Origin of the sequence: Nocardia sp. NPDC058705 (assembly GCF_042749305.1) — a bacterium.
In the GTDB taxonomy this organism is placed as follows: domain Bacteria; phylum Actinomycetota; class Actinomycetes; order Mycobacteriales; family Mycobacteriaceae; genus Nocardia.
This window is the reverse complement of record NZ_JBHYRN010000008.1, coordinates 101,264-121,339: the sequence shown is the minus strand read 5'-3', so window position 1 is coordinate 121,339 and position 20,076 is coordinate 101,264. Positions and strand designations below refer to the sequence as shown.

Below are 20,076 nucleotides of genomic sequence, written 5' to 3'. Positions count from 1 at the left end.
TCACTTAAAAGGGAGAATTTCGTGGCACAGGACGTGCTCACCGACCTGAACAAGGTCCGCAACATCGGCATCATGGCCCACATCGATGCGGGCAAGACCACCACGACCGAACGCATCCTGTTCTACACCGGTATCACGTACAAGATCGGTGAAGTTCACGACGGCGCGGCCACGATGGACTGGATGGAGCAGGAGCAGGAGCGTGGTATCACCATCACCTCCGCGGCTACCACTTGCTTCTGGAAAGACAACCAGATCAACATCATCGACACCCCCGGGCACGTCGACTTCACCGTCGAGGTCGAGCGCTCGCTGCGCGTCCTCGACGGCGCGGTCGCGGTGTTCGACGGCAAAGAGGGTGTCGAGCCCCAGTCCGAGCAGGTGTGGCGTCAGGCCGACAAGTACGACGTGCCGCGTATCTGCTTCGTGAACAAGATGGACAAGCTCGGTGCGGATTTCTACTTCACCGTGCAGACCATCAAGGACCGTCTCGGCGCTCGTCCGCTCGTGATCCAGCTGCCCATCGGCGCTGAGAACGACTTCGAGGGCATCGTCGACCTGGTCGAGAACAATGCCAAGGTCTGGAAGGGCGAGACCAAGCTCGGCGAAGAGTACGAAGTCGTCGAGATTCCGGCCGACCTCAAGGAGAAGGCCGAGCAGTACCGTCAGGAACTGCTCGAGACCGTCGCCGAGTCCGACGAGGCACTGCTCGAGAAGTTCTTCGGTGGCGAGGATCTCACCATCGAGGAGATCAAGGGCGCCATCCGCAAGATGACGGTCAACTCCGAGCTGTACCCGGTGCTGTGCGGTTCCGCGTTCAAGAACAAGGGCGTTCAGCCCATGCTCGACGCGGTCATCGACTACCTTCCTTCCCCGCTGGACGTTGAGGCCACCACCGGCCACATCCCCAACAAGGAAGAAGAGCTGGTCACCCGCAAGCCCAACGTCGACGAGCCGTTCGCGGCCCTGGCGTTCAAGATCGCGGTGCACCCGTTCTTCGGTGAACTCACCTACGTGCGTGTGTACTCGGGTCAGGTTGCCTCCGGCGCCCAGGTCGTGAACTCGACCAAGGGCAAGAAGGAGCGTCTGGGCAAGCTGTTCCAGATGCACTCCAACAAGGAGATGCCGGTCGCGACGGCTTCGGCCGGCCACATCTACGCGGTCATCGGCCTGAAGGACACCACCACCGGTGACACCCTGTCCGACGCGCAGAACCAGGTCGTCCTCGAGTCGATGACCTTCCCGGATCCGGTCATCGAGGTCTCGATCGAGCCCAAGACCAAGTCCGACCAGGAAAAGCTCGGCACCGCGATCCAGAAGCTGGCCCGCGAAGACCCGACGTTCTCGGTCAAGCTCGACCAGGAGACCGGCCAGACCGTCATCGGCGGCATGGGCGAGCTCCACCTCGACATCCTCGTGGATCGTATGAAGCGCGAGTTCAAGGTCGAGGCCAACGTCGGCAAGCCGCAGGTGGCCTACCGCGAGACCATCACCAAGAAGGTCGAAAAGCACGAGTTCACCCACAAGAAGCAGACGGGTGGCTCCGGCCAGTTCGCGAAGGTCATCATCGCCCTCGAGCCGTTCGTCGGCGAAGACGGCGCGGCCTACGAGTTCGAGAACAAGGTCTCCGGTGGTCGCGTGCCCCGTGAGTACATCCCGTCGGTCGACGCGGGCGCCCAGGATGCCATGCAGTACGGCGTGCTCGCCGGCTACCCGCTGGTGAACCTGAAGGTCAGCCTGCTCGACGGCGCGTACCACGACGTCGACTCTTCGGAAATGGCGTTCAAGATCGCGGGTTCGCAGGCCCTCAAGGAAGCGGCCCGTAAGGCCGGTCCGGTGATCCTCGAGCCGCTCATGGCGGTCGAGGTCATCACGCCCGAGGAATACATGGGCGATGTGATCGGCGACCTCAACTCCCGCCGTGGCCAGATCCAGGCCATGGAGGAACGCAGTGGTGCCCGTGTCGTCAAGGCGCTGGTTCCGCTCTCGGAGATGTTCGGTTACATCGGTGACCTGCGGTCCAAGACCCAGGGTCGCGCGAACTACTCCATGGTGTTCGCCCAGTACGCAGAGGTTCCGGCCAATGTGTCCAAGGAGATCATCGCCAAGGCGACCGGCGAATAAAACCCTCTTGCGGTCCAGTGGCACACTGGACCGCAAGTGCCGGGCGTCAAGTAATACCCCGATCCCCGCGGCCAGTGGGGATGACACACGCACTGCTGCAAATGCACGCACAACAAGTCCAGGAGGACCCAAAAGTGGCGAAGGCGAAGTTCGAGCGGACGAAGCCGCACGTCAACATCGGCACCATCGGTCACGTCGACCATGGCAAGACCACGCTGACTGCAGCGATCACCAAGGTGCTGGCTGACAAGTTCCCGGATCTGAACGACGCGTTCGCGTTCGATCAGATCGACAAGGCGCCGGAGGAGAAGGCTCGTGGTATCACGATCAACATCTCCCACGTCGAGTACCAGACCGATAAGCGCCACTACGCGCACGTCGACGCCCCGGGCCACGCGGACTACATCAAGAACATGATCACCGGTGCGGCCCAGATGGACGGCGCCATCCTGGTCGTCGCGGCCACCGATGGCCCGATGCCGCAGACTCGCGAGCACGTGCTGCTCGCCCGTCAGGTCGGCGTGCCCTACATCCTGGTCGCGCTGAACAAGTCGGACATGGTCGACGATGAGGAAATCCTCGAGCTCGTCGAGATGGAGGTCCGCGAACTGCTGGCCTCGCAGGAATTCGACGAGGACGCGCCGGTCGTGCGCGTTTCCGGTCTGAAGGCCCTCGAGGGCGACGCGAAGTGGGCCGAGGCCATCGTCGAGCTCATGCAGGCCGTCGACGACTCGATCCCGGACCCGGTCCGCGAGACCGAGCTCCCGTTCCTGATGCCCGTTGAGGACGTCTTCACGATCACCGGTCGTGGCACCGTCGTCACCGGTCGTGTCGAGCGCGGCATCGTCAATGTGAACGAGGAGGTGGAAATCGTCGGCATCAAGGAGAAGTCGACCAAGACCACCGTTACCGGTATCGAGATGTTCCGCAAGCTGCTCGACCAGGGCCAGGCGGGCGACAACGTCGGCCTGCTGGTTCGTGGCATCAAGCGCGAAGATGTCGAGCGTGGCCAGGTTGTCGTCAAGCCGGGCACCACGACTCCCCACACGGAGTTCGAGGGCCAGGCGTACATCCTGTCGAAGGACGAGGGCGGCCGCCACACCCCGTTCTTCAACAACTACCGCCCGCAGTTCTACTTCCGTACCACGGACGTGACCGGCGTCGTTACCCTCCCCGAGGGCACCGAGATGGTCATGCCCGGCGACAACACCGAGATGCTGGTCAAGCTGATCCAGCCGGTCGCCATGGACGAAGGCCTGCGCTTCGCGATCCGCGAAGGTGGCCGCACCGTCGGTGCCGGTCGCGTCACGAAGATCATCAAGTGAGTCTGTAAGACCCACTGCACAACCTGAACGGCGTCGCTCCCCCGGGAGCGACGCCGTTCGGCGTTCGGTGGGCAGGACCGGCGAGGCCATCGTGGTTGTCGGTGGGGGTCGGTAGCGTTTGGCGTATAAACCAATCGAAGGAAACCCACAGATGACCATCAAGCTGGAGAACATCGGCATCGCCGTCCGCGACATCGAGGCCACGATCAGGTTTTTCTCCGACCTCGGTCTCACGGTTCTCGGCCGCGACACGGTCAGCGGCGAGTGGGCCGACACCGCTGTCGGTCTCGACGGCAATCATGCCAAGATCGCAGTACTCCGAACTCCGGACGGCTCCGGGCAAATCGAACTGTTCGAGTACATCCATCCCGAGGCAATCGACACTTCACCTACGCTGCCGAACGAGATCGGCATGCACCGCATCGCCTTCTCCGTCGACGACATCGACGACGCCCTCGCGATCGCAGCCAGGCACGGTCACCACCCGCTCCGCGGCGTGGCCAACTATGAAGGCGTCTACAAGCTCACCTACCTGCGCGGGCCGAGTGGAATCCTCATCATGTTCGCCCAAGCACTCACATCAACGGCATCTGACGAGTAGCGACTGCGCCGGGCAAGTACTACGTCTTCGGGGTCAAGCCAGCGAAGCGGCGCGTTGGAGCAGACGCGGTGCGCGCCGGATATCACCGAATTCCTTTCGGAGAACGCCTGACTCAGCGAATCTTGGCGCCGTAGACGTGCTCGACGGACAGCGCCATGAGTACTCGGCGGTCCGAGACCATGACCTCGCGGTACTCGTTCCAGTCGGGGTGCTCGCCTGCGGCTGCGCGGTAGTAGTCGACCAGCGCCTCGACCTCCCGACCGTTCGGGTCGGTGCCGGGGCCGGTCAGGGTGGCGGTGCCTTCGGCGGTGGCCCATGACCAGCCGTCGGCACTGGTGACCTCGAGGGCGGCTCGTGGGTCGCGGCGAAGGTTGACCGTCTTGGCGCGGCCCTCGGTCATCGAGACATAGATGATGCCCGCCTCGCGGTCGTAGTACGGGGTGACGGGGGACAGTTGCGGGCGGCCGTCGGATTTGATGGTGGCGAGGATGCCGATGCGGGAGTCGGCGATGAGGGCGTGCAGGTCGAGTGCGGTTTCGGGCATCCGTGGGCTCCTAGAGGTGGCGGGGGCTGCTCGTTGGGACGAACCGTGGTGTGCGCGCGTTTATGCCCGGAGCGCGAAAATCCTGTCGACAGCGAGCAATCGGTCGCGTAGAACTTGACCCATGGTTACAGCACTTCCGCAGTCGCGGTTCTAGTTCGCATCGGGTCATGAGGCGCCGGTGCGGCGCCGCGTGATCCGACGCCCGTGCCGTTCCCGGAACGCCCAACAGGCGAGCGTCGATCCATCGACAAGAACCAGCCTGGGGGATTCCCATGACCAGAATCGATCTCGCCCGAATACGCAATATCGGCATCGCCGCCCACATCGACGCGGGCAAGACCACCACCACCGAACGGGTGCTGTTCTACACCGGCGTCACCCGCACCCTCGGTGAGGTGCACGACGGCACCGCGGTGATGGATCGGATGATCCAGGAGCGCGAACACGGCATCACCATCGCGGCCGCGGCGACCACCTGCTGGTGGAACGAACACCAGATCACCATCCTCGATACCCCTGGCCACGTCGACTTCACCGTCGAGGTGGAGCGTTCGCTGCGGGTGCTCGACGGTGCGGTCGCGGTGTTCGACGCCAAGGAAGGCGTTGAGCCGCAATCGGAGCAGGTGTGGCGCCAAGCCGACAAGTACGGCGTCCCGCGCGTCTGTTTCGTGAACAAGATGGACAAGCTCGGTGCCGATTTCGCGTTCACCGTGCGGACCATCGCGGAGCGACTCCGGGTGCGCCCGTTGGTGATTCAGCTGCCGATCGGTGCCGAACGCGAGTTCGAGGGAATCATCGACCTGGTCGAGATGACCGCGAAGGTGTGGCGTGGCGACACCGACCGTGGCACCCACTTCGAGACCATCGAGATCCCGGACGACCTGCGTGCCAAGGCCTTCCAGCATCGCGAGGCGCTGGAGGCGGCGGTCGCCGAAGCCGACGAGGAAGTGCTGGAACGCTACCTCGCAGGCAAGCCGATCGCCGTCGACATGCTGAAGGCCGCCATCCGGCGGATGACGATCGACGCGCAGGCCTACCCGGTCCTGTGCGGCTCGGCACTGGCCAACATCGGCGTACAACCGCTGCTGGACGCCGTCGTCGACTACCTACCGTCGCCGCTGGATGTCGTTGCTGTGCACGGATTCTCGCCGGAAGGTGAGCACATCCACCGCGCGCCCGATATCGCCGAGCCGTTCGCGGCCCTGGCGTTCAAGGTTGCGCTGCACCCGTTCTTCGGCAAGCTCGTGTACCTGCGGGTGTACTCGGGAACTGCCGAACCCGGTGCGACCGTAATGAATTCGACCAATGGACGAAAGGAGCGTTTGGGCAAACTGTTCCAGATGCATTCGAGCACCGAGATCGCCGTCGAGCGGGTGCAGGCCGGGCAGATCTGTGCCGTGATCGGACTGAAGGCGACGGGAACCGGCGACACCCTGTGCGATCGGGAAGCCCCCGTCGTGCTGGAGTCGATGACGTTCCCCGACCCCGTACTCGCCGTCTCGATCGAACCGAGGACCCGCGCCGACCAGGACAAACTGGGCACCGCCCTGGCTCGCCTGGCCGACGAGGACCCGACGTTCACCGTGCACGTCGACGCCGAAACCGGCCAGACGGTCATCGGCGGCATGGGCGAGTTGCACCTGGAAATCCTGGTCGACCGGATGAAACGCGAGTTCCGGGTCGACGCCGACATCGGCGCCCCACGCGTGGCCTACCGCGAAACCATCACCGCCGCAGTCGATCTGTTCGAGTACACCCACCGCAAGCAACAGGGTGGGCACGGGCAGTTCGCCAAGGTGGTGATCGCGCTGGCGCCACACGTGGCCGATGACGACGCGATCTACGAATTCGAGAGCCGGGTCACCGGCGGACGTGTGCCACGGGAGTACATCCCCGCGGTGGACGCGGGCGCGCAAGACGCGCTGCGCGTCGGCACGCTCGCCGGCTTCCCCCTGGTGAACGTGAAGGTGACGCTGCTCGACGGCGCCGCTCACGTGCAGGATTCGTCGGAACTGGCGTTCCGTCTCGCGGGCGCGGCGGCGGTGCGCGCGGCGATCGCGAAGGCGAAACCGGTACTGCTCGAACCGGTGATGGCCGTCGAGGTCGTCACGCCGGAGGAGTACGTCGGTGAGGTGATCGGTGACCTCAACGCCCGCCGTGGCCGGGTCACCGAGCTCACCGAACGTGGCGGCGCGCATGTCATCCGCGCGCTGACCCCGCTCCAGGAGATGTTCGGCTACATCGGGGATCTGCGCTCGAAAACCCGTGGCCGAGCGAACTATTCGATGGTGTTCGACTCCTACGCCCCGGTGCCACCGGGTGCGGCAGGGGCGATCATCGCGGGTAGCTGATCGAAACCGGTGGCGTCGTATACGCGGCGTCACCGGTTCGTCGGTCTAGGTGTGGGTTCCGTCCGATGCCTCGGAGTCGACCATCGCCGGAAGCTGTTGTGCCCTGGCGGATCCGGCAGTCAGCAGGCGCAGCGCATCGGCCGAACTCTCATCGCGCGCGGTGTAGATCTCGAGCCGGTGGTCGGGACTGTCGGGCTGCAACCACACCTGATAGTCGACATCGACCCGCCCGACCGTCGGATGACGCAGATCCATGGGTCCGACAGTGCAATCGGCGACCTCCGCAGCGGCCCACAATGTCGCGAAAGTCGCACTGCGCATGGAGAGTTCGCCGATCAGCTCGGCCAGATGCCCGTCGGTGGGGTACCTTCCCGCGGTGAGTCGCAGGTAGCCGACGTGGATGCGGGCGAGCTCGTCCCAATTCCGGTACAGGTCCCTGGCGTGCGGATCGAGGAAGAACAGTCGCGGAATCGACGGGCGTTGCGCGGGATCGTCGGGCGCGGTGAAATCGAGGTGCTCGGCGACGAGCGCGTGCCCCGCACGATTCCAGGCGAGCACATCGCCGCGGCGGCCGAGGACCACGGCGGGCATCGTGTCACCGAGTGAGGTGAGCAGCGTGAGGACCCGAGGGTGTGGCTGCTCCGGTTCGTCTCTGACCAGCCGGGGGACCGACGGTTGGCCCGCGAGATTGTGCAGGTGGGTCGTCTCGGCGGGGTCGAGCTGCAGTACCCGGGCGAGGGCGTCGATCACCTGCGCGGAGACGGTGCCTGCCTGGTCCTGTTCGAGGCGGGTGTAGTACCCGGCGCTGACGCCGGCGAGCTGAGCCAGCTCCTCGCGACGCAGACCCGGCACCCGGCGGGTGACGCCGAAGGTGCGTAGGCCGATCCGTTCCGGGGTGGTGCGGTCGCGGCGGGACTTGAGGAACGTTCCGAGGCTTTCCAACTCCATCCTTCCCATCGTAGGCACCAGGGGTGGGTCCTGCGTACCTCGCCCAGGTGTACCCACGTCAGGGGTCTGGTTGCCGCCGCCGTCCGATCGCAGGGTGAGTGGCATGAATCGAACCCGAAACACCGAGCTGCGCTCCTGGCTCGGCCTGCTGGTGGTCCTCGGCCCCGTGCTGCTCGTCGCGATGGACGGCTCGGTGCTGTTCCTGGCGATGCCCGCCATCACCGACGCCCTGTCACCCTCGGCCGACCAATCCTTGTGGATCCTGGACAGCTACGGCTTCGCGGTCGGCTCCCTGCTGATCGCGTTCGGCACCATCGGCGACCGCTACGGCCGCAAACGCCTACTGATGATCGGCGCGGCGATCTTCGGCCTCGGTTCGGTGGGAGCGGCCTTCGCCACCAGCCCCGAACTGCTGATCGCCTTCCGCGTCCTGATGGGTGTGGCCGGTGCGACGCTGTTGCCGTCGGCGCTCGCCGTGCTCGGCACCCTGTTCACCGACCCACGCAAGCGTGCCCAAGCCATCGGCATCTTCGCCGCCACCTTCGCCGCGGGTTTCGCGATCGGCCCGATCGTCGCCGGTCAGCTGTTGACTCATTTCTGGTGGGGGTCGGTGCTGCTGATCAATGTGCCCGTGGTGCTGGTGTTCCTGGTGCTGGCGCCGATCCTGCTCGGTGAGGTGCGAGGGAGCGGCGGTGTCGGCGTCGATATAGTCAGCGTGCTCACCTCGGCCTCCGGTCTGCTGCTGAGCATGTATGCGGTGAAGCATGTTGCCGCGGAGGCCTTCTCGGCCGGGCCGATGGTTCTCGGCATGGCGGGTGTGGCGCTGCTCGCGGTGTTCGGTCGCAGGCAACGACGCATCGACAACCCACTGATCGACTTCACCCTCTTCCGCAACCCCGTCTTCACCATCGCGATCATCACCGGGTTCCTGCCCCTGGCAGCCTGGTCGGCAACCGCCTACCTGACGGCCACCTACCTGCAATCCGTCCTGGGCCTGTCCATCGCCGACGCCGCACTCCTCGCGGTCCCCGGCGCCCTCGTCCTCACCGTGACCGCCGTCGTCACCCCCGCCGTCGTGACCCGCATCGGCCACTCGACAGCCCTGATCACCGCCCATTTCACGATCGCGGCCGGCCTACTACTGCTGTTGCCGACCGGCACCGGCACCGGTATCGGCTGGTACATCGCCGCAACCGCCGTCGCGGGCATCGGTTACGGCATCTCGTTCAGCGTCGTCGCCGACATCGCCGTCCCCACCGTCCCCACCGAACGCGCAGGCTCCGCAGCAGCCCTGGCCGAAACCGCCAACGAACTAGGCAACGCCCTGGGCATTGCCCTGCTCGGCTCCCTAGCCGCCGCCCTCTTCCGCCTCAACGGCCCCGACCTCGCCCCGACCCTCCCCGAAACTCTCCACCTCGCCCTCACCCCCACCACCCTGGAGGACGCCCGCGCCGCCTTCACCACCGGACTACACGTCGTCGCCGCCACAGCCGCTACCCTGCACGCCGCCCTCGGTCTGACAGCCATCCGCATCCTGCGCGGCCGGGCGGCGGGTCACAGCGACGAGGTGTTCGCCGACCCCGCGCTCGCGCTCGTCACCCGAGAGCCGGAACTGCCGACTGTCACGCTCGGGAAGGTTGTCACCGCCGGGGATGTGGCGTCGTTGGAGAAGGGGTGACTCCGCTCGGCTGAGTGTCGTTGTTGCGGATAGGGCGTTCCGTATCGACTTGGGGCCCGATGGCGCCGTGCGCACTGGTAGAAACAGGGGAGGACCGGAGTGGTCTGTGGCACAGCAGAAGGACACATATGAGTGCGCCCATCGTGATCGTCGGAGCGGGGCTGGCAGGCCTGCGGACGGCTGAGGAACTGCGTCGGGCGGGGTATGAGGGTGGGGTGTTGTTGCTCGGGGACGAGACGCGGCCGCCTTATGATCGTCCGCCGTTGTCGAAGCAGTTCGTGCGTGGGGAGACCGACGACACCACGCTTCGCCCGCCGGAGTTCTTCGCGGACAAGAACATCGAGCTGCGCCTCGGGACGGCGGTAACCGGCGTCGACACCGCCGCGCGCACCGTCAGCCTGGCCGACGGCAGCACGCTCGCCTACGACCAATTGATCATCGCGACCGGTCTGCGTCCGCGCAGGCTCCCCGGTCTACCCGAGGTCGGGGGTGTGCACGTGCTGCGCGCGCACGAGGACGCGCAAACCCTGCGCACCGAACTCGACGGCGCGGATCGCGCGCTGATCATCGGTGCCGGTTTCATCGGCTGCGAACTCGCCGCCAGCTTCCGCGCCGCCGGTGTCGAGGTGACCCTGATCGAACCCCAGCCGACCCCGCTGGCCTCGGTCCTCGGCGAACAGGTCGGCGCTCTGGTGGCGCGGCTGCATCGCGACGAAGGTGTCGACCTGCGTTGCGGCGTCGGCGTCGACACTCTCCGTGCCGATGATTCCGGTCGGGTGCGCGGCGCGGTCTGCACCGACGGCACCGAAATCGATGCCGACCTGGTCGTGGTGGGTGTGGGTTCGGTTCCTGTCACCGACTGGCTGGCTGACTCCGGCATCGAACTGGCCGAGCGGTCGGCGGGCGGCGGCGTGCTCGCCGACGAGGTGGGCCGGACGAACGCCGACGCCGTCTGGGCAGTCGGTGACGTCGCCGCCTGGCAACACAGCGGTGGCGTCCGCAAGCGCGTAGAACACTGGACCAGCGCGGGCGAACAGGCGAAACTGCTGGTCACCGCCCTTCTCGGTGGTGCGCCTCCGACTATGGCCCGCGTTCCGTACTTCTGGAGCGACCAGTACGACCTCAAGATCCAGGCCCTCGGCACCCCGTCACCCGACGACGACGTCACCGTCGTCTCCGATGACGGCCGCAAGTTCCTCGCCTACTACTCCCGCGACGGCATCCTCACCGCCGTTCTCGGCGCGGGCATGACGCCCCAGGTGATGAAACTGCGCGCGAAGCTGGCCAATCCCACCCCGGTGGCCGACCTCCTCGCCACAACAACGTAATGGTCAAGTGATCACCAGGCAACCATGGCGAGCCTGGTGATCGCCTGACCAAGTCCGCTGCACGGTGGTCGCCTCGCGGCCTTGTAAGGACAGTGGACGCCGTGATCGTCGCGCTCATCGGTCTCGGCTCAGTGCGAGCTTCTGCTCTCCGCCAGTTCGACGAATTCGTCGACGGCGGTGGGCACTTCCTCCCCGAAGATGTTCTTCAGTACGGGTAGTGAGATCAGGGACAGTGGGCCCTTGGTTTCCAAGCGCCAGGTGACGTCGTAGCGTCCGTCGGCTCGGCGTTCGATGGTGTGGTGCCAGTCGGTATGGGTCCAGAGCAGGCTCTCGAATCGGTCGGTGAAGTTCACTTTCGGGGTTACGTCGACGATTTGGTACCGCACCGGGTCCTGACCCTCGACCTTGACGGTGCCGGTGGTGCCCGCTTCGAACGGTCCGTCGACATTGATGTACTCCAGACCGCGGTCCCACTCGGTGCGCGCGGGGACATTACTCCACAGTTCCCACATGACGTCGGGATTCGCATCGGTCGTGCGGGTCACGGTTATGACGTGGGTATCACGCAGCGAGCCGACTGTGACGAGCATCGCTGCGACTGTGGTGAGGAAGGCGAGTGCGCCCAGTGTGAGTTTGCGGCGAGTCATTGTGCGCCCTTTCGCGCCCACCAGAGAGAGGTGGTAGGACAAACGTATTAGACATATGTATCACACAGATGTTCAAGCCGCTAGGGTGCTGCCCACGGCGGTCAGGCTGACCAGCATTCGTCACAGACGCTGCCCTCGCGGATGAGTGCAGCGCCTGAATCCTGCGCGGATCCCGGTCGTCCGCCGCGGTCGCGATTATCGTGACCCGTGTGCGGTGTAGCGAACTATCGGCCGGTGAGGTCGTGTATTTCCCAGAGGGTCCGTTCGTCGGTCTCAGCGGGGTTGTCCTTGATGTCGACGTCGAGCTCGCGATGCTCCGGGTGGAGTTCGCCGAAGGGCTCGACCACCCGGAAGGCGGCGTTCGCCAGCAGCGGCGTCGCACGGTGACCGTCGGTTTCGACGAGCTCGAGCTTGCGGTCTGAACCGGTCGCGACTGTGGTCGCGAGGGGCCGATTTCCGGCCCTGTAATACGGTGTAGCAGTGATCGTCGCGCTCATCGATTCCGGCCTCGGCCTCTTGCCGACGGCTGCGTGGTTGCGCAAGCTGCGGCCCGATGTCGACCTTTTGCTGCTGCTCGACCCCGACAACGCACCGTGGGGTCCGAAGCCAGAGGAGTGGGTCGTCGAGCGAGTTGTCGGCACCGCGCGCCAGGCGGTCGAACTCGGCGCCGAGGTGGTCGTGTTGCCGTGCAACACCGCCAGCGTCACCGCCCTCGACCACGTTCGTGCGGCCGTCGGCGACAAGATCCCGGTGATCGGCACCGTGCCCGCGATCAAACCCGCAGCGGCACAATGTAAATCGGTCGCGGTCTGGGCGACGGCGGCGACCACTGCCAGCCGTTATCAAGCCGACCTGATCACCCGGTTCGGCGGTGACGCGAAGGTCGTCGGGGTCGCCTGTCACGGACTGGCCGACGCGATCGACCGCGGCGATGTCACCGCGATCCGCGCCTCGATCGCCGACTCCGCCGCCCGCACCCCGGCCGACGTCGAGGGCGTGGTCCTCGGCTGCACCCACTATCCGCTGGTCATCGACGCCATCGTCGCGGCCCTGCCCGACGGCGTGCGCCTGTTCGACAGCGCTCCGGCCGTCGCCGCGCAAACCGTCCGCAAGATGGACGAACTCGGCCGCCCCACCACCGGCACAGGCACCGTCACCGTCCGCACCAGCGGACGACCGGGCGAATTGCCCACCGGCGCGGCGACTTTCGAATCCGGCCGACTATTGGGTGCGCTGCCCGCCTGATCGCCCGAGTCGGCGCCGACCACCTCCGTCTGAGCCCGAGTAGGTGGGCAAGCAGGACAGTCGACGGGGTCGTCGCGAAGATGTCACCGCACCCCGTGTTGAATGAACCCCGACCCGGAGGTGCGTGTGTCCGAGATTCCCACCGCTGCACAGGTGCGCAAGACCCTCGCCGACCTGGCGAACCCCACTGACGCGCATCACCTGCAACGTTTCTTCAAAACCGGCCCCGGCGAATACGGCGAGGGCGACATCTTCCTCGGCATCCGAGTGCCCGCCACCAGACGTGTGGCGAAACAGTTCCCCACACTGCCCCTCGCGCAGATCGACGAACTCCTCGACAGCCCTATGCACGAGGAACGCCTGGCCGCCCTGTTCATCCTCAACGCCCGCTTCGCCGACGCCTCGAAACCGCGCGCCCGCGACGACAAGGCCCGCGAGGAAATGGTCGACCTCTACCTGGCGGCTGTCCGCAGAGGCCGAGTCAACAACTGGGATCTGGTCGACGCCTCCGCCGAGAACATCATCGGACCCTGGCTGCTCGACAAGGACGATCGCGCCCTGCTTTTCGACCTGGCCCAACAGGATTCACTGTGGGAACGACGGGTCGCGCTGCTATCCACCTTCGCCTTCATCAAGGCGGGTGACCCCAGCACCACCCTCGAACTCGCCGCGATCCTCAAAGAAGACCACCGAGACCTCATACAGAAAGCACTCGGCTGGATGCTCAGAGAAGTGGGCAAGCGCGTCGACCCGGCGGCCCTCACCGACTTCCTCAACGCCAATGCCCCCGAATTGGGCCGCACCGCTTTGAGTTACGCGACCGAACACCTCGACCCCGAGCAGCGTGCCGCCTACCGGGCCATGCGTTAGAACTGGATCCGCAACCGATCGGTCACCGGTCGCGCCTGGCAGCCGAGGATGTAGCCGTTCTCGATGTCCTCGGGATCCAGGATCTCCGAATTGGCCATCTCCACTTTGCCTTCCAGGACGGTGCAGGCACACGACCCGCACTCGCCCTCCTGGCAGGAGTAGGGCACGTCGAGACCCTTGTCGAGCATGATGTCGACCAGCGTCTGCTTGCGCGGCCACGACATCTCGTGCACCTGCCCGTCGAGCTCCACCTCGACCGTGGCCGCGTCGGCCGCCTCGGCCTCGGACACCGCGACCGGCGCGTGGTCTTCGAACGGATCACCGGCGAGGGAATTGAACACCTCGGCGTGGGTCCGGGTGCGCGGCACATTCAGCGAAGCGAGCGCGTCGTGCACCAGATCCATGAACGGCTTCGGCCCGCACATGAACGCCTCGTAGGCGACATACGGCGAGACCAGGCCCGCCAGCATGTCGGCGGTGGGCAGACCGAGCAGCGGCTCGAGCCAGTGCACAACGGTCAACCGCTGCGGATACTTGCCCACGAGTTCGCGCAGCTCATCGGCGAAAATCACCGAATCGGCATCGCGGTTGGCGTAGATCAGCACCACTTTGCCGCCACCCTGTGACAGCGCCGACTTCAGGATCGACATCACCGGCGTGATCCCGCTACCGGCGCCGAACAGCAGCAGATCCTCGTCGAGGTTCTTGGGGGTGAACACACCCGACGGCGGCAGCACCTCGAGCTGGTCACCGGCGGAGATGTTGTCGCACAACCAGTTCGAGCCGTAACCGCCCTCGGTGCGCTTGACAGTCACCTTCGGTAGGTCGTCGGTGAACGGCGAGCTGGCCAGCGAATAGCAGCGCGCGACCGACCCGGTCTGGTCGCTCGGGATGCGCAGCGTGAGAAACTGCCCGGGGGAGTAGGTGAAGCGCTCGCGCAGGTCGGCGGGCACCTCGAAGACCACGGAGTGGGTGTCGGCCGTTTCGGCGATCACCGCGGCTACTCGCAGCACCACTGAACGCGAGCCGTGCGGAACCTCGACTGTGGTCATGTCGTCCTCTCGGGCAAAACTAGAACGTGTTTCAGTTATTTTATGCTAGGCCGGGACGTGTCTGCAGAGCAAGCTGCGCCTCGAGTCCGGCGACCAGCACCTCCATCCCGAAGTCGTAGGAGTACTTGCCGCGCAGGTCGGACATGTACTTCGTGGCTCGGGCCACCGCCTCGGGCAGCAGCACGTCCGCGGGCGCGGAACGATCGCGCGGATTCACTCTGCTGCGGCCGAACAGGTAGGTGTGGATGGTCGCGTAGGCGGCCAGCACGTTGCGGTCGGAAAAGCCCGCGTCGAACAGGATCTCCATCACGGCGTCGATCAGGTCGAGCTGCTTACCGAGCATCTGCTCGAGCAAGATGTCGCCCAAGCCTGGATGCGTGCGCAGTTTATCGTCTATCTGATCGATCAGATCGCGCAGGCGCTGCTGCCACGGACCGGACTCGCGCGGCGGCTTGCGCACCCCGACCAGCGCGGCGCTGGCGACGAGATCGAGCAGCTCGCGCTTGTCGGCCACGTAGTAGTACGGCGCCATCGGCGACACCCCGAGCTCGCGCGAGAGCCGTCGCATCGAGAGCTTCTCGACACCGTCCTCGCGCACCACCTTGAGTGCCGCGTCAACGATCTCGCCCTCTGAGAGTGTCGAACTAGCGCCCGCCCCACCATGGTTACGCAAGCCTCTGCCTCACCTCTACTGCCGCCGGGCCATCAGCCCTTTTCCCATCCTGCCCCCGGAAGTCTAGAGGGGTTCGCACGTGATGGGGGCGGCGTGTGCTCAGAGAAAGATTTTCCGATTCCACTCTTTATGGCAGTCACTGACGTTAAGGTCCGGGGTGACCGGCAACACACTGGAGGTAGTCATGTCCGAGAACACCACCCCTGCGACCGTCGAATCCGACGAAGACCTGGTCACCGAGACGCTGATCGAAGAGGTCAGCATCGACGGCATGTGCGGCGTGTACTGACCATGCTCGATCTCGACACCCGTTGGACGCTGCACCCGCGGGTCTCGTTGCGCCCGGAGTCCTTCGGCGCCCTGCTGTATCACTTCGGCACCCGCAAGCTCTCGTTCCTCAAGAGCCGCGATCTCGTCGACGTGGTCCGGTCGCTGCCCGCGCACTCCTCGGTGCGCGACGCACTGCGTGCCAAGGGCATCGACGCCTCCGAGACCCACGTCGCCGCGCTGAAGCAGCTGGCCGACACCGACATGATCGTGGCATCGCCCGGCCCGGTCGCTCCCGCCCCGAAAGCCTTGGAAGTCACCGAGGCCAGCGAAGGCGGCAGACTGATCGACCGTTTCGAATCCGGTCTCGCCGCCCCGATCTGCCTCACCTGGGAACTCACCTACGCCTGCAACCTGTCGTGCGTGCACTGCCTTTCCTCCTCGGGCCGCCGCGACCCGAACGAACTGAGCACCGAACAGTGCAAGGCGCTGATCGACGAGTTCGAGCGCATGCAGATCTTCTACGTCAACATCGGCGGCGGTGAACCGACCGTGCGCCCTGACTTCTGGGAACTGGTCGACTACGCCACCGCGCACAATGTGGGGGTCAAGTTCTCCACCAACGGCGTTCGCATCAACGAAGAGGTCGCCGCGCGCTTGGCGGCAAGCGACTACGTCGACGTGCAGATCTCCCTCGACGGCGCCGACGCCGCGGTCAACGACGCCGTGCGTGGTCCCGGCTCCTACGACACCGCGATCAAGGCGCTGTCGAATCTGTACGACGCGGGTTTCGAGGACGCGAAACTCTCGGTCGTCGCCACCCGTCACAACATCTCCCAGCTCGACGAATTCAAGGCCATCGCCGACAAATACGGCGCCACCCTGCGACTGACCCGCCTTCGCCCGTCGGGTCGCGGCGCCGACGTGTGGGACGAACTGCACCCACTGCCCGAACAGCAGCGCGAGCTCTACGACTGGCTCGTGGCCAACGGCGAGGGTGTCCTCACCGGCGACTCGTTCTTCCACCTGTCCGCATTCGGCTCGGCCCTACCGGGTTTGAACATGTGCGGTGCGGGTCGCGTGGTCTGCCTGGTCGACCCGGTCGGCGACGTCTACGCCTGCCCCTTCGCCATCCATGACCGCTTCAAGGCCGGAAACATCGTCGCTGACGGCGGTTTCGACGCGGTCTGGACCGACTCGCAGCTCTTCGCTGAACTGCGCGAACCGGTCGACGGTGGCGCCTGCACCAAGTGCTCGCACTACGACTCCTGCCGCGGTGGCTGCATGGCCGCGAAATTCTTCACCGGCCTGCCCGCCAACGGGCCGGACCCGGAGTGCGTGCAGGGCTACGGCGAAGCGGCACTGACGGCACCGGGACGCACCATTCCGCGCCCGGCCGTCGACCACTCGCGTCCGGTGCGCAGCCGTACCAGGGTGTCGCTGCCGCTGACCGTGAAGCGGCCACCGGCCAAGGCGTGCAACGAGAGTCCGCTCTAGTTGCCGGAAGTGCGCTGCCGATCTTGTTGACGCGTCCGGCAACCGGTCACAGCCGTATTTCAGGCAGACTTTAGTCCTTTTTTGTGGGGTGATGATGTCTGCGGGGCCAACTGCGAATAGCATGCGAGGAATGCGCCATGATCGTCTGCCCGACGGCTTCGGGGTACGGATCGATCCACGGGTGCGCGCATTTTCCGGGGGTCGGATCCTGATCGGAGGATCGCCCGCACGGATGCTGCGCTTGGCCCCGGAGGCCGCCGAGTTGATCGGCGACGGATACCTGGAGGTGACCGACACCAGGTCGGCGATCGTCGCGCGCCGACTGCTCGATTCCGGCGTGGCCAACCCGCGCCCACGGCTGGAGCCGTCCCTCGACGACGTCACCGTCGTCATCCCGCTCTACAACAATGCCGACGGGCTCTTACGTCTGCTCGCGGTGCTGCGTGGACACAATGTGATCGTCGTCGACGACGGTTCCGACGAGCCGGTCCGCATCCCACCGCGATCCGGTCGTGGTCAGGTAACGGTGATCCGTCACGAGAGCCCGCTAGGCCCCGCGGCCGCGCGCAATGCCGGATTGAAGGCGGCGACAACGGGCTTCGTCGCATTCCTGGACTCCGATGTGGTGCCGCGCAGTGGGTGGCTCGAGGTCATGCTCGGACATTTCAGCGATCCGCAGGTCGCGCTGGTCGCGCCGCGCATCGTGGCGCTCGACAAGGAATCCAACGCGCTCGCCCGCTACGAACACACCCGCTCCTCCCTCGACCTCGGCCGTCGCGAGTCGGCGGTGCACGCGCGCGGCATCGTGTCGTATGTGCCGAGCGCGGCACTGCTTGCCCGGCGCGCGGCGCTGCTCGGCGAGGGCGGATTCGACGAATCGATGCAGGTGGCCGAGGATGTCGACCTGTGCTGGCGACTCGAACGCGCGGGCTGGCGGTTGCGCTACGAGCCCGCCGCGCACGTCGCCCACGATCACCGCGTGGCCTTCCGCGCCTGGTTCGGGCGAAAACTGTTCTACGGCACCGGTGCCGCGCCGCTCGGCAAACGGCATTCGGGCCTGGTCTCGCCGCTGTCGGTCCCGTCCTGGACCGTCCTGGCCAGTCTGCTGTTCGCGACCCTGTCGAAATGGGGGCTGCTCGGCGGACTCGTCACCCTCGCCACGGCCCTGGTCCGCCTGCGCCGGGTCTTCACCGAACTCGACAACCCGACCAGAATCGCGGCGGTCTACCTGGCCCGCGGCTATTTCGCCGGCATGTGGCGCCTGGCCTCGGCGATGTGTCGCGACTATTGGCCGGTGACACTGCTCGCGGTCATCGCGTCGAGCCGAATCCGCAAGATCGCCATCACGATGGCACTGGCCGACGGCTTGGCCGACTGGTTCACCCACCGCGATTCGGGCGGCCTCGACCCCCTGCGCTACGTCGCCTACAAACGCCTCGACGACGTGGCCTACGGAACGGGCCTGTGGCTCGGCGTCATCCGCGCCCGCAGCTTCGAAGCCCTCAAACCGAGCGTCCCACCCCGCTGAATCCGTCTGCGTGACGAACACTCTCATCGTCGGAGCCGGTTCGGCGGGTTGCGTCCTCGCCAACCGGCTCAGCGCGGATCCGGCGCGTTCGGTGCGAGTGTTCGAAGCCGGACCGACGTATCGGACGCTGCCGTCCGAATTACTCGACCCCGGTCACCTGCCGGTCGGCCCCGAATCCCGAGTCGTGTGGCGATACCGGGGAAACCTGGTGCGCGGCAAGCTGATCGGAGGTTCCGGTGCGATCAACGGCAGCTACTTCATTCGCCCACCAGCCGCCGACTTCGCAGCGTGGAGCGCGGTAGCGGGCCCACGCTGGTCGTTCGAATCAGTGCTCCCCGTGTTCTGCGACCTCGAAGCCGACGAGGACTTCGCCACGGCCCCCGGCCACGGCGGCCCCGTTCCGATCTCGCGCACCCGCGAGTTCACCGAGTTCAGTGCCGAGTTCGCGCAACAGTGCGCGGCAGCGGGATTCACCGAAATCCCTGACCTCAACGCACCGACCGCTGAATTCGGATTCGGGCCGGTGCCGTTGGCGATATCGCGAGGTCGCCGCGCGGGCCCAGCGATCACCCATCTCCTCCCAGCCCTCGATCGACCCAACCTCACGGTCACCGGCGAAACCATGGTGACTCGACTACTGCTGCGCGGAACCCGGGTGCTCGGTGTGGAGTGGGCGCGCGGTCGCGAGAGGGGGCGAACCTACGCCGATCGGACGGTGTTGTGCGCGGGCGCGATCGAGTCGGCCGCCCTGTTGATCCGATCCGGGATCGGTCCCGAACCGCTGCTGCGCGCACTCGGTGTGCCGATCGTGCGGCCCGCTCCGGTCGGCGCGTGGTGCACCGATCATCCCGAGATCGGCGTCGAATTCCCCGATGACAAGCCCGACGAGCCCGCTGTCCCGCTCGAATACGTCCTCGAAATGGGCGAGCTGGAACTACGCCCGTACACCCAGAAATTCACGCCGGGTCGTCGCCGAATCGGGGTCGCGCTGATGCATCCCGAGTCGTCCGGCGAGCTGACGCTGGTCTCGGCCGATCCGACCGTCCCCGCCCACATCGACCAGCGCTACCTCCGCAGCCACCGAGACCGAGCCCGTCTGCGCGACGGAGTAGCGCTGACCGCAGACCTCCTCGGCCGACGAATCGGTCCCATCGACGACCCCTGGCTACAGGCAAACCTCGGTACCTCCCAACATCTTTCCGGCACCTGTCGCATGGGTCGAGCCAGTGACCCGCGAGCGGTGGTCGACGAGCACGGCAACGTGCACGGCATCGACACCTTGACAGTCGCCGATCTGTCGATCGTCCCGGTCCCGCTGCGCCGCGGCCCACAGGCCACCACAGTGATGGTGGCCGCACACATAGCCGACTACATGGTCATGTGACGAAGTGACATTCG

The 20,076-nt window shown here is 66.0% G+C and carries 18 protein-coding genes; 12 read left to right on the top strand and 6 right to left on the bottom strand.

The window, feature by feature from the left end; all coding sequences use genetic code 11:
• Window positions 1-21 precede the first annotated feature (21 nt).
• From fusA (ACFW6D_RS12775) to ACFW6D_RS12765, 3 genes are all read left to right on the top strand, one after another.
• Entirely contained in the window at window positions 22-2,124 is a 2,103-nt protein-coding gene (gene fusA, locus ACFW6D_RS12775; protein ID WP_379327679.1) for an elongation factor G, read from the top strand.
• A 134-nt stretch (window positions 2,125-2,258) separates the two neighbouring features.
• A complete protein-coding gene (gene tuf / locus ACFW6D_RS12770) occupies window positions 2,259-3,449 on the top strand; it encodes an elongation factor Tu (RefSeq protein ID WP_379327677.1) in 1,191 nt (396 codons plus the stop codon).
• A gap of 151 nt (window positions 3,450-3,600) precedes the next feature.
• Complete coding sequence (locus ACFW6D_RS12765) at window positions 3,601-4,050, top strand: VOC family protein (RefSeq protein ID WP_379327675.1); 450 nt, start codon at window positions 3,601-3,603, stop codon at window positions 4,048-4,050.
• A 112-nt stretch (window positions 4,051-4,162) separates the two neighbouring features.
• Here the strand turns inward: ACFW6D_RS12765 and ACFW6D_RS12760 are convergent, their stop codons facing one another.
• A complete protein-coding gene (locus ACFW6D_RS12760; protein ID WP_379327673.1) occupies window positions 4,163-4,594 on the bottom strand; it encodes a PPOX class F420-dependent oxidoreductase in 432 nt (143 codons plus the stop codon).
• Window positions 4,595-4,866: 272 nt separating this feature from the next.
• Here ACFW6D_RS12760 and fusA (ACFW6D_RS12755) point away from each other — a divergent pair, with 272 nt between their 5' ends.
• Window positions 4,867-6,945 (top strand): elongation factor G, encoded by a 2,079-nt coding sequence (gene fusA, locus ACFW6D_RS12755; RefSeq protein ID WP_379327671.1) that lies wholly within the window; start codon window positions 4,867-4,869, stop codon window positions 6,943-6,945.
• Window positions 6,946-6,990: 45 nt separating this feature from the next.
• Here the strand turns inward: fusA (ACFW6D_RS12755) and ACFW6D_RS12750 are convergent, their stop codons facing one another.
• Entirely contained in the window at window positions 6,991-7,893 is a 903-nt protein-coding gene (locus ACFW6D_RS12750; RefSeq protein ID WP_379327669.1) for a helix-turn-helix transcriptional regulator, read from the bottom strand.
• A gap of 103 nt (window positions 7,894-7,996) precedes the next feature.
• Between ACFW6D_RS12750 and ACFW6D_RS12745 the strand changes: the two genes are divergently transcribed.
• Both ACFW6D_RS12745 and ACFW6D_RS12740 read left to right on the top strand, forming a co-directional pair.
• Entirely contained in the window at window positions 7,997-9,571 is a 1,575-nt protein-coding gene (locus ACFW6D_RS12745) for an MFS transporter (RefSeq protein ID WP_379327667.1), read from the top strand.
• A gap of 128 nt (window positions 9,572-9,699) precedes the next feature.
• Window positions 9,700-10,899 (top strand): NAD(P)/FAD-dependent oxidoreductase, encoded by a 1,200-nt coding sequence (locus ACFW6D_RS12740; RefSeq protein ID WP_379327665.1) that lies wholly within the window; start codon window positions 9,700-9,702, stop codon window positions 10,897-10,899.
• A 128-nt stretch (window positions 10,900-11,027) separates the two neighbouring features.
• On the opposite strand, the gene ACFW6D_RS12735 is transcribed toward ACFW6D_RS12740, so the two are convergent.
• Both ACFW6D_RS12735 and ACFW6D_RS12730 read right to left on the bottom strand, forming a co-directional pair.
• The gene (locus tag ACFW6D_RS12735; protein ID WP_379327663.1) at window positions 11,028-11,546 is read right to left on the bottom strand and encodes an SRPBCC family protein; all 519 of its coding nucleotides are present in this window, start codon (window positions 11,544-11,546) and stop codon (window positions 11,028-11,030) included.
• A gap of 224 nt (window positions 11,547-11,770) precedes the next feature.
• A complete protein-coding gene (locus ACFW6D_RS12730; protein ID WP_379327661.1) occupies window positions 11,771-12,043 on the bottom strand; it encodes a hypothetical protein in 273 nt (90 codons plus the stop codon).
• Between ACFW6D_RS12730 and ACFW6D_RS12725 the strand changes: the two genes are divergently transcribed.
• On the top strand, window positions 12,027-12,791 hold the full coding sequence (locus ACFW6D_RS12725) for a glutamate racemase (protein ID WP_379327659.1): 765 nt from the start codon (window positions 12,027-12,029) through the stop codon (window positions 12,789-12,791). The two genes, ACFW6D_RS12730 and ACFW6D_RS12725, sit on opposite strands and share 17 nt — an antisense overlap.
• 102 nt (window positions 12,792-12,893) lie before the next feature.
• The gene (locus ACFW6D_RS12720; RefSeq protein WP_379327657.1) at window positions 12,894-13,661 is read left to right on the top strand and encodes a DNA alkylation repair protein; all 768 of its coding nucleotides are present in this window, start codon (window positions 12,894-12,896) and stop codon (window positions 13,659-13,661) included.
• On the opposite strand, the gene ACFW6D_RS12715 is transcribed toward ACFW6D_RS12720, so the two are convergent.
• Together ACFW6D_RS12715 and mftR2 are read right to left on the bottom strand one after the other, a co-directional pair.
• A complete protein-coding gene (locus tag ACFW6D_RS12715) occupies window positions 13,658-14,713 on the bottom strand; it encodes a 2Fe-2S iron-sulfur cluster-binding protein (RefSeq protein ID WP_379327655.1) in 1,056 nt (351 codons plus the stop codon). The two genes, ACFW6D_RS12720 and ACFW6D_RS12715, sit on opposite strands and share 4 nt — an antisense overlap.
• Window positions 14,714-14,753: 40 nt before the next feature.
• Window positions 14,754-15,386, bottom strand: a complete 633-nt coding sequence (gene mftR2, locus ACFW6D_RS12710; RefSeq protein ID WP_379327653.1) for a mycofactocin system transcriptional regulator MftR2 — start codon at window positions 15,384-15,386, stop codon at window positions 14,754-14,756.
• A gap of 184 nt (window positions 15,387-15,570) precedes the next feature.
• Here mftR2 and mftA point away from each other — a divergent pair, with 184 nt between their 5' ends.
• The 4 genes from mftA (at window position 15,571) to mftG (ending at window position 20,062) form a co-directional block, all read left to right on the top strand.
• Window positions 15,571-15,675: a mycofactocin precursor MftA gene (mftA, locus tag ACFW6D_RS12705; RefSeq protein WP_379327651.1), complete on the top strand. Its 105-nt coding sequence runs from the start codon at window positions 15,571-15,573 to the stop codon at window positions 15,673-15,675.
• A gap of 2 nt (window positions 15,676-15,677) precedes the next feature.
• A complete protein-coding gene (mftC, locus tag ACFW6D_RS12700; RefSeq protein ID WP_379327826.1) occupies window positions 15,678-17,150 on the top strand; it encodes a mycofactocin radical SAM maturase in 1,473 nt (490 codons plus the stop codon).
• 130 nt (window positions 17,151-17,280) lie between these two features.
• Complete coding sequence (gene mftF, locus ACFW6D_RS12695; RefSeq protein ID WP_379327649.1) at window positions 17,281-18,678, top strand: mycofactocin biosynthesis glycosyltransferase MftF; 1,398 nt, start codon at window positions 17,281-17,283, stop codon at window positions 18,676-18,678.
• A gap of 10 nt (window positions 18,679-18,688) precedes the next feature.
• Entirely contained in the window at window positions 18,689-20,062 is a 1,374-nt protein-coding gene (mftG, locus tag ACFW6D_RS12690) for a mycofactocin system GMC family oxidoreductase MftG (protein ID WP_379327647.1), read from the top strand.
• The last annotated feature ends 14 nt before the right edge of the window (window positions 20,063-20,076 follow it).